The following is a 10,000-nucleotide window of genomic DNA, read 5'->3' as shown; positions in this document are numbered from 1 at the left end:
GAAGAGTTCAAAAAACCGCCAGAGCAGGGGCCGCGTCTACACATCGTACGCACGGTGAAGATAAAAGAGCGTTTTGCGGCCAAGATCGTCTTCATGAGCTTCGCCCTCGACCACAACCGTGGTGATGTCACTTACGATATACGTGGTGTGCGGCCGGATGGCGTACTCATGGGCGGTAAAAACCCCATGGATTTGAAAGGTTTGAAAGCCTTTCAGGGCGAGGCCACACGTCCTGACAATGTCTTCGATAGTGGTGAGACCATCATCATTGAATTTGACGACGGTGACCCGCCGGGCGTCTATCGCTTCGAAGCGGTTCTGCACGACAATATCGGCAACCGGCATATTCCGCTCAAGGCTGAGGTTGCGCTGATCAAATAGGGTCTGTTGTAACCGCTTTACAACCGGCCCCAACCTTCCCTAGTTTGTACGCTTAGTCGTTTTACGGAGTGTACGGATGGTAAAGGTGGCGCGTCTATGGGGCGTGAGCAGCGCGGCGGTTTTGGCGGCGGCTCTGTTTTCGGTTCCGGTTTCGGCTCAGGTGTCGGCGCCGCTGCCGCCCCCCTTGCCGGTGTCGGCGCAGGTCGATTATCCCGGCACGCTGAAAGTCTATGTCGATGCCACCGATACGCAGCAGCGCGTCATGCGCGTGCGTCAGGTCATTCCGGTGGCCAAATCCGGCCCCTTCACCCTGATCATGCCGCGCTGGCTGCCCGGCAAGCACGCCCCGCGCCCGCAGGCGGACAAGATCGCCAATGTGCGCTTTTCGGCGGGTGGTCAGAGCCTGAGCTGGTTGCGCGATCCCGTTGAAGTGACAGCCTTTCATATCGACGTGCCCGCCGGTGCCAAAGAAGTGGTGGCCGAGTTCGACTTCCTGACCCCCATGACCACGGCCGCTGGCCGCGTGGTGGTCACCGACGTCATGGCCAATCTGCAATGGGAAAACCTGTCCATGTATCCGGCAGGCTATGCAGTGACGCGCGTGCCGGTCGAACTGACGCTGAAACTGCCGGAAGGCTGGGACTATGCGGCGGCGCTTGATGTGGCGTCGAAGAATGCAGACGGCACCGTCACCTTCAAGCCGCTGCCCTATGAGCACTTCATCGACTCGCCGATGTTTGCCGGTAAGTTCAGCAAGACCTTCGACCTCAGCGCCGATCCCAAGGTGCCGGTGCGCATGCACGTCTTTGCCGACAAGCCGGGCGATCTGGCCGCCACCGATGAGCAGATTGCCATTCACAGGAAGATGGTGGCGCAGGCGGTCAAGGTCTTCAAATCGCAGCACTACGACCATTACGACTTCCTCGTCCACCTGTCGGAAGAACTGGGCGATATCGGGCTTGAGCATCACCGCTCGTCCGAAAATGGCCACGACTCCACCTATTTCACCGAGTGGAAGACCAACTATGTCGGGCGCGACCTGCTGGCGCACGAATATACCCATTCTTGGGACGGCAAGTTCCGCCGCGGTGCCGACCTTTATAATCCCGACTTCCACACCCCCATGCGCAACAGCCTGCTGTGGGTCTATGAGGGCCAGACGCAGTTCTGGGGCTATGTCCTGTCGGCGCGCTCGGGCCTCTACACGCCGGAGCAGGCCAAGCAGGCCATCGCGCTGATCGCCGCGCAGTACGACAACTTCTCCGGTTCGCAGTGGCGTCCGGTGCTCGATACCACCAATGATCCGATCCTGTCGGCGCGTCAGCCCAAGAACTGGCTGAGCCAGCAGCGTAACGAAGACTATTACAATGTTGGGCTTCTGATCTGGCTCGACGCCGATACGCTGATCCGTGAAAAGACCAACAACAAGAAGTCCCTGGACGATTTCGCCGGCCTGTTCTTTGGCATCAAGGACGGCTCGTGGACGCCGGAAACCTATGAGTTCAAAGACGTGGTGGCGGCTCTGAACAGCGTCTATGCCTATGACTGGGACACTTTCCTCAAGACGCGCGTGAATGAGACCTCAAAGGGCACCTTCCTCGACGGGCTGGAGCGCGGGGGGTATAGGCTGACCTACAGCGACACGCCGACCGACTGGTTCAAGGCGCGCGAAAAGAAGACCAAGGTAACGGACCTGAGCTATTCGCTGGGGCTGTCACTGACCGCCACGGGCGATATCGGCAGCGTCTTCTGGGACAGCCCGGCCTTCAAGGCCGGACTGGGGCAGGGGATGAGCGTGGTCGCCGTCAACGGCACCGCCTATGAAGCCGATGGTATTAAAACCGCCATTGCCGACGCCGCCAAGCCAAACGGTAAGCCGGTCGAACTGCTGATCAAACGCGGCAAGACCTATAAGACGGTGACGCTCGACTATACGGGCGGGCTGCGCTATCCGCGCCTTGAGCGCATCGACGGCAAGAAGGCCTATCTGGACGATATTCTGGCCGAAAAGAAGTAGGCAGGGGCACGGCCCCTGCACCCGTTAGTTTGGGTTTCTTGACTTCATGTCCTTGGCGATTTTTTCCCACGTTTTCTTCTGTTCCGGTGTAAGTGGGATAGTCTCGATACGGCAATGGCACTTTGACCACATCGGATACAATTCGGTGATCAATTCTTTTGGCCACTGACCATACCAGCTATAGCCTGAGCGGCGTTCCGGGTGGATGTCGGCATAGGTGGCGACCCGCACGCCGTCGCGGTTGGCCAGGATCACCGAATTGTCGTTGATATCATAGAACCGCGCCCACAGAGGCGGCGCCGAGGGATCATCCACCAGCCGGTTATCGGTGGTCGCCGTGTGATAGTCGTACTTGACCGGGGCGGGCAGGGCGAAGGTCTCCAGCCGTTTGCCGTGTATGGCCGAACGCTTCATCCATGCCACGGCCCCATCGACCGCAGCAATCACCTCAGGCGAGGGGTTTGGAATGGACATCAGATAGCGGGTATTTTCCACGCTTTCCTGAGAGACAATCGACACCAGTTCAAAGCTGCGCCCCTTGACGGGCTGCAAGGTCACGGGATCGTACTGACCGGCCCAGCCGGTGAGCTGCCCGTTCTGACGGATTTGCAGCCTGAGCAGACAGGCATCGCCAGCGGCCACCGCCGATGCGGCCTTCCTGCGTAAATCTTTGCTCATAGAATCAAAAGGATATTCGCCTGTGCTGATGCGACGCAGCAGGCGCAGATTGCCCGATGTCACCTCATCGGCCATGGTGATCTTGTCATGAAAGCTGTTCCTGGCCGGCACGGTGTGGGGCCAGCCGCCGCAGCTTTTGATCTGCTGCGACAGGATCAGATCGAGGCCGCGCAAGGCGGCGGTACGGTAGTCTGATTTCCGTGTCCGTTCATAGGCCGCCATCAGATACTCGACCTGCGTATAGATGTTGCGATTGTCGAAGCTGAAGGCCGGGTCGCTCTTTTCTTTCAGCGCCGCCGCCTTTTCCGCCTCGGACAGGATGCGCGCCGGGTCGCGGTTCTCGATCCAGCCGCCATTATCCCGTTGCAGCAGGAGCAGATTGTCGGCGATGGCCGTCACGTCGTCGTCAACATAGCGGGCATAGGACTTGCCGTTCTTGTTCTGCCAATGGTGAACGGCGTCGTAAAACCCGTCCAGCGATGGCGCAGACGCTGGCGGTGGTGTGGCGCAGGCGGACAAGGTGAGGGCGGCAATAAGGGCGGGCATTGTCTTCATGGTGTTTCCTTTTTTTGCCAGCCTAACACGAAGCGGAAATTTCGCTACTGCCGCAGGGTCCGGCGCGCACCGGGCGTATCAGCCCTGACATAACGGAGATTTGCCATGCGCCTGACCCCTGTCCTGCTGAGCCTTCTGATGCTGGCGTCTGTGCCGGCCCATGCGGAGGGGCCGCTACGCGAGCGTCTGAAAGCGCGCTATATGGAGCGGCTTCAGGACGGTGAGTCAGCGGAAGAAGGGGCGCGTGTGTATAAGGCCGTCCTGCCCGGAACCCAAAAGCAGACCGTCAGTTACGGGGCGGACCCTTTGCAGGCGATGGATGTTTACAGTCCGGTCAATGCCCGCAACGCGCCGATGATCGTCATGGTCCATGGCGGCGGCTGGCGGACGGGTGACAAGGCCAATAGCGGCGTGGTCGAGAACAAGGTCAAGCACTGGCTGCCCCAGGGCTACATCGTCGTCAGCGTCAACTATCGCCTTTTGCCGCAGGCGGATGCCTATGCGCAGGCCGAGGACGTGGCGGCGGCGCTGGTCTATGTTCAAAAGAATGCCGCCACCTGGGGCGGGGATGCCTCGCGTCTGATCCTGATGGGGCACAGCGCCGGGGCGCAACTGGTGGCTCTGACGTCTGCCGATCCCTCGGTGGTGACGGCCAGAAGCGGGCGACTGTGGGCCGGGACGGTGGTGCTGGACTCGGCGACGCTCGACCTGCGGGCCACGATGACGCAAAAGCGCGTGCTGCCGCTCTATACCAACGCCTTTGGCAGCGATCCGAAGCGCTGGGCGCAGGCCTCGCCGCTGGAGCGTCTGACGCCGCAGGCCGTACCCATGATGATGGTCTGTTCGACCCAGCGCAAGGACCGGCCCTGCGATCAGGCCGACACCTTCAGCCGGGCTCTGCGGCAACTGGGCAAGCCGGCCCCGGTGCAGAAGGAAGACAAGAGCCACGGCGAAATCAACAAGATGGTCGGCGTGCCCGGTCCCTATACCGACGCCATCGACGCCTTTATCGCGGCGCGTTTAGGGCAGGCTCTGGGGGCCCACAAATAGCCACGTCATATAGGCGGCATAGAGGCCGAGGAACAAAAGGCCGCTCAGTCGCCCGACCTTTTGGGCGAGCAGGATGATCAGCAGGACCAGAGCGGCGACGCCCAAGGCGACCGGCATGTCTATCTGTGCCATCTGAGGCGCTATGCGCAAGGGGGCAATGCAGGCCGTTACACCTAAAATACCCAGTATATTAAAGATGTTGCTGCCGATCAGATTGCCTAGGCTGACCTCACCCTGACGACGAAAAGCGGCGATAATCGTCACGGTCAGTTCGGGGAGGGACGTGCCGACCGCCACCAGAGTCAGGCCGATCACGGCCTCCGAAATGCCGAACCCGCGGGCGACGTTTTCGGCCCCGCGCACCAGCGCATCGGCCCCGCCGACCAGCATCAGCAGCCCCAAGGCCACCCAGATCAGTGCCACAAGGGGCGAACCTGCGCTTTCGGTCGAAGTCTCCGCCGGGGCCGTATCCTTACCCACTATGATCTTTTCCCAGACATAGACACCCATCAGATAGGTGGTGAGCAGGGCCAGCATCATCCAGCCGTGATCGCGTGTGATGATCCCCTGAAAGCCAAGCCACAGAAGACCCACCGTGACGGCAAACATGATCAGGGCATCCCGTTTCAGGCTGAGCCCCTTCGCAGCCATCGGCGAAAGCAGGGCGCCAACGCCCATAATCAAAAGAATATTGGCGATGTTGGAGCCGACGACATTGCCCACGGCCAGATCAGGCGAGCCTTTGAGCGCCGACTGCACCGACACCATCAGTTCCGGGGCCGACGTGCCCATGCCGACAACGGTAAGGCCGATCACAAGACGCGACAGGCGCAGGTTCAGCGCGAGGCTGACCGCGCCCCGGATCAGGCTCTCGCCCCCGACAAACAGCAGGCCCAGCCCGCCGATAATCAGCACGTAATCGAGCCAGGCGGCGTCGATATAGGCGGCGATAAAATTGACGATGACATCCATGCCCAAACCCCCGGTCATTAACCATCCTGCCCTGAGGGATGCCGAAGGACAAGACTATTCGTCGCTTGGCGGCGGAAGCGTGAGGCAGTATGACAGCCTCATGATCCGACTGTTTATTGCCGAAACCACGCCGCCCTTTGCCGAAGGGCTGATCTTCCCGCTCAATCCCGATCAGGCGCGCTATGTCGCCGCCGTGATGCGGCTGGGGGAGGGCGATGAGATCAGCGTCTTTAATGGCCGCGATGGCGAATGGCGCGGCCGTTTGCAGAGCGTGAGCAAAAAGCACGTCCATGTCGAACTGATCGTGCAGACGCGCGCGCAACCGGCCGCAGGACATGCCCCGAAGCTGTTGATTGCGCTGGTGAAACGCGCCCGGCTGGAGACGATTATCGAGAAAGCCACCGAGCTGGGGGCGGGTGAAATTCAACTGTTGATCACGCGCCGCACCAATGCCGACCACACCAATGTCGCGCGTCTGCAACTGATCGCGCAGGAGGCGGCGGAGCAGACCGAGCGCCTCGACGTGCCGCAGGTGCAGGCCCCGGTCAAGCTGGAGGCCTATCTTAAATCCGCGCCGGAAACCCTGATCTATGGCGACGAGGATTCCACCCACGAAGCAGGTGAACGCACCATCCCGCCCATGCTGGAGGCTCTGAGTGGGCTGGGCGAAGGGGCGGTGTCCATCCTGATCGGCCCGGAAGGCGGGTTCGACGCGGTCGAGCGCCAGACCCTGAGTGCCCTGCCGGGCGCCGTGGCCGTCAATCTGGGGCCGCGCATCCTGCGCGCCGACACGGCGGCCATCTCGGCCCTGACCCTGTATCAGGCCGTAAAGGGTGATTGGAAATAGTTTAGAGTTATTCGCTTGTGCCGCTGGGCCCTTACGCCCATATACCCGTGAATTGCAATTGAGCCTGTTACTTTAGGGATGGGGCGCGTGGTCAAGATTTCGGAACCCATTCAATCGTTTTCGCAGCTTACCGACTATTTTGCGTCGGGCGAAAAGCCGTCTGAGCGCTGGCGCATCGGGGCCGAGCACGAGAAGTTCGTCTTTCATTTAAGCGATCTGCGCCGTCCCGAATATGCAGGTCCGGACGGCATCGAAGCCCTGCTGAAAGGGCTGATGCGCTTTGGCTGGAGCGGCGTCTATGAGGGCGAACACCTGATCGCGCTCGAACGTGATGGCGCGTCGGTGTCGCTGGAACCCGGCGGGCAGTTCGAACTGTCGGGCGCGCCGCTTGAGACCATTCACGAGATTTGCAGCGAAACGGGTCAGCACCTTGAGGAGGTCAAGGCCGTGGCCTCTGAACTGGGGCTGGGCTTCCTGGGCGTCGGTTTCTCGCCCCTGTGGACGCGGGCCGAAACACCGGTCATGCCCAAGGGCCGCTACAATATCATGCGCGCCTATATGCCGAAGGTCGGCACGCTTGGCCTCGATATGATGCTGCGCACCTCGACCATTCAGGCCAATCTCGATTTTTCGTCCGAAGACGATATGGTGCTGAAATTCCGCACCTCTTTGGCCCTGCAACCTATCGCCACGGCGCTGTTCGCCAATTCGCCCTTCACGGAAGGCAAGCTCAACGGCTTTTTGTCGGCGCGCGCCAATGTGTGGACCGACACCGATGCCGACCGCACGGGGATGCTGGGCTTCGTCTTCGAAGACGGCTTCGGCTATGAAAAATATGCCCAATACGCCCTTGATGTCCCTATGTATTTCGTCAAACGCAAGGGCGCGCCCAATGGCGGCTATATCGACGCCTCGGGGCAGTCGTTCCGTGACTTTATGGACGGCAAGCTGCCCGCCCTGCCGGGAGAGCGCCCGACGATGGACGACTGGGCCGATCACCTGACGACGCTGTTCCCTGAAGTGCGCCTCAAAAAGTACCTCGAAATGCGTGGGGCCGATGGTGGCCCGTGGTCGCGCATCTGCGCCCTGCCGGCCCTGTGGGCGGGGCTCCTCTATGATCAGGCGGCGCTGGAAGCCGCCTGGGATCTGGTCAAGGGCTGGCGCATCGAAGACCACGATACCCTGCGCGGCATGGCGGCCAAAACCGGCCTGAAAGGCGAGATCGCCGGTCGTCCGGTGAAGGACTGGACGCTCGATACCCTGACTATCGCGCGGGAGGGCTTAAAGCGCCGCCAGCGTCTGTCCGGCGGGCTGGTCGATGAAACCGGCTATCTCAGCGAACTGTTTGAAATCGCGGAGAGCGGCGTCACCCCGGCCGAGCGTCTGATCGAAAAATATCAGGGCCCGTGGGCGGGCGACCTTCGTAAATTGTACACAGAAGAAGCCTATTAAAACCGTATACCGTTTCCCCTGAAACGGAAGTGCGCTTGCCAACCGGTGCATTTGCTGCTCCTATCGCCGCAAATTAACTGTCTGCTGTCCGATTGCGGCCCGAATGGTGCCCCGGCACAGGCCTTACGGGGCAAGTTTACATGATCAATATCGTTATCGCCGCAGGGCTTCTCGTTACCCTGCTGACGGCCATTCCGGTCATTGTGCAGATGCGCCACCATCCGCGTGGCCTGATCGTCTGTTTCTTCGCGGAAATGTGGGAGCGCTTTTCCTATTACGGGATGCGGGCGCTGCTCATCTATTATCTGACGCGCCACTTCCTGTTTCCGGACGACAAGGCCAGTGCGCAGTACGGTTCCTACACCACCCTGGTCTATCTCTTGCCGCTGATCGGCGGTCTGGTGGCGGACCGGCTGATAGGTACGCGCAAGGCCATTGTGTTTGGCGGTGTGTTGTTGGTGCTCGGCCACTTCGGCATGGCCTTTGAGGGCAAGCCGACACAGGAGTTCCTGCACTATCAGGGCCAGACCTACGGCTTTGAGGTGCGTACCACCAATTCCGGCGACGCGCCGCGTCTGGAAGTGGGGAATGCCAGCTATGAGGTCGGCGCCACCCCCGATGGCGGCTATCAGATCAAGGGCCTGCCCGCCGGCGCCCCCTTGCCGGAAATCCTTGAAAAGGGCAGCTTCACCAAGAGCAAGGCCACAGAGACGCCGTGGGCCGAACACGCCTTCTTCCTGTCGATTGCCCTGATCGCCATGGGCGTGGGCTTCCTCAAGCCGAATATCTCGTCTCTGGTCGGGCAGCTCTATCGTGAGAAGGACCCGCGCCGGGATTCGGGCTTCCAGCTCTATTATTTCGGCATCAATATGGGCTCGTTCTGGGCCGCCATCCTGTGCGGCTATCTGGGCGAGCGCGTCGGCTGGTGGGCCGGTTTCGGTCTGGCCGGCGTCGGTATGCTGATTGGCCTTTTGTGCTTTATCTTCGGCAAGAAACTGCTGGAGGGCAAGGGCGAAGCTCCGAACCCCGCCGCGCTGAAACAGAAGGTCGCGGGCGTTATCTCGAAGGAAAATCTGGTCTATCTGCTGGGTTTTGCCGCCGTGCCGCTGATCTATTTCGTCATTCAGCGCAACACTATCGTCGGTTATGCGCTGGGCGTGGCGACGGTGCTGATCCTCGGCTATGTCTTTACCCAGATGTTCACCAAGTTCAGCCGCGTTGAAAACTTCCGTCTGGGGCTGGCCATGGTGCTGACCCTGTCGTCGGTCGTCTTCTGGACCCTGTTTGAGCAAGCCGGTTCCTCGCTCAGCCTGTTTGCTGAGCGCAACACCACGCTGGACCTGATCGCTGAACCCATCCGTCTGGGGGCGCTGCTTCTGGCCACACCGGGGCAGGTGACGGCCATGGGCGGCGTGCCCGAAGGGGCCTTGTGGATCGACATGGGCTTCAATGCCTCGAACACCCAGAGCTTCAATCCCTTCTTCATTCTGGTCTTCGCGCCGATCTTTGCCGGTATCTTCACCTTCCTCGCCAAGCGCGGCAAGGACCCGGACCCGGTCAAGAAGTTCGCCTTCGGTCTGGTCATGGCCGGTATGGGCTTCTTTGTGCTGGTGTGGTCGGCCCCGCTGGCCGGCGCGGACTTCCGCGTGCCGCTGTTCTGCCTGTTCCTGACCTATATGTTCCACACCTGGGGGGAGCTGGCCGTGTCGCCGGTCGGCCTGTCGCAGCAGACCAAGCTGTCGCCGACCGTGCTGGTTTCGACCATGATGGCCATCTGGTTCCTCGGCACGTCTGGCGCGCAGTATCTGGCGGCCTTTGTGGCGACCTTCGCCTCGACCGAGACGGTGGGTGGTCAGGTGCTTGACCCAAGCGCCGCGCTTCAGGCGTCGCTCAAGACCTTCAACACCATCGGCTGGGCGGGTATCATCCTCGGCGGTGTCCTGTTCCTGTTGTCCTTCGTCCTCAAGGGCTGGGCGCACGGGGCGTCGGATACGGTGGACGATACGCCTAAGACCGGTCACTGATCGGTCAGATGACACAAAAAACCC

The 10,000-nt window shown here is 60.9% G+C and carries 7 protein-coding genes and 1 pseudogene; 6 read left to right on the top strand and 2 right to left on the bottom strand.

Annotated features, from left to right (window positions below; all coding sequences use genetic code 11):
• A pseudogene (locus LDL37_RS00790) lies at nt 1–381 on the top strand (hypothetical protein); the annotation flags it as partial.
• A gap of 76 nt (nt 382–457) precedes the next feature.
• Nucleotides 458–2,398, top strand: a complete 1,941-nt coding sequence (locus LDL37_RS00785; RefSeq protein WP_290792928.1) for a peptidase M61 — start codon at nt 458–460, stop codon at nt 2,396–2,398.
• Between the two features lie 24 nt (nt 2,399–2,422).
• On the opposite strand, the gene pelA is transcribed toward LDL37_RS00785, so the two are convergent.
• Nucleotides 2,423–3,631, bottom strand: coding sequence for a pectate lyase (gene pelA / locus LDL37_RS00780; RefSeq protein ID WP_290792925.1), 1,209 nt, complete (start codon nt 3,629–3,631; stop codon nt 2,423–2,425).
• A 105-nt stretch (nt 3,632–3,736) separates the two neighbouring features.
• Between pelA and LDL37_RS00775 the strand changes: the two genes are divergently transcribed.
• Entirely contained in the window at nt 3,737–4,681 is a 945-nt protein-coding gene (locus tag LDL37_RS00775) for an alpha/beta hydrolase (RefSeq protein WP_290792922.1), read from the top strand.
• Here the strand turns inward: LDL37_RS00775 and LDL37_RS00770 are convergent.
• Nucleotides 4,652–5,671 (bottom strand): calcium/sodium antiporter, encoded by a 1,020-nt coding sequence (locus LDL37_RS00770; protein WP_290792919.1) that lies wholly within the window; start codon nt 5,669–5,671, stop codon nt 4,652–4,654. The two genes, LDL37_RS00775 and LDL37_RS00770, sit on opposite strands and share 30 nt — an antisense overlap.
• 82 nt (nt 5,672–5,753) lie before the next feature.
• Between LDL37_RS00770 and LDL37_RS00765 the strand changes: the two genes are divergently transcribed.
• The 3 genes from LDL37_RS00765 (at nt 5,754) to LDL37_RS00755 (ending at nt 9,976) form a co-directional block, all read left to right on the top strand.
• Nucleotides 5,754–6,500 (top strand): 16S rRNA (uracil(1498)-N(3))-methyltransferase, encoded by a 747-nt coding sequence (locus tag LDL37_RS00765; RefSeq protein ID WP_290792916.1) that lies wholly within the window; start codon nt 5,754–5,756, stop codon nt 6,498–6,500.
• A 78-nt stretch (nt 6,501–6,578) separates the two neighbouring features.
• Nucleotides 6,579–7,952, top strand: a complete 1,374-nt coding sequence (locus tag LDL37_RS00760; RefSeq protein ID WP_290792913.1) for a glutamate--cysteine ligase — start codon at nt 6,579–6,581, stop codon at nt 7,950–7,952.
• 140 nt (nt 7,953–8,092) lie between these two features.
• The gene (locus tag LDL37_RS00755) at nt 8,093–9,976 is read left to right on the top strand and encodes an oligopeptide:H+ symporter (RefSeq protein ID WP_290792910.1); all 1,884 of its coding nucleotides are present in this window, start codon (nt 8,093–8,095) and stop codon (nt 9,974–9,976) included.
• The last annotated feature ends 24 nt before the right edge of the window (nt 9,977–10,000 follow it).

Source organism: Asticcacaulis sp. (assembly GCF_020217185.1).
Taxonomy (GTDB): domain Bacteria; phylum Pseudomonadota; class Alphaproteobacteria; order Caulobacterales; family Caulobacteraceae; genus Asticcacaulis.
Note: the sequence above shows the minus strand (reverse complement) of the source record. Positions and strands in the feature narration are given on the sequence as shown.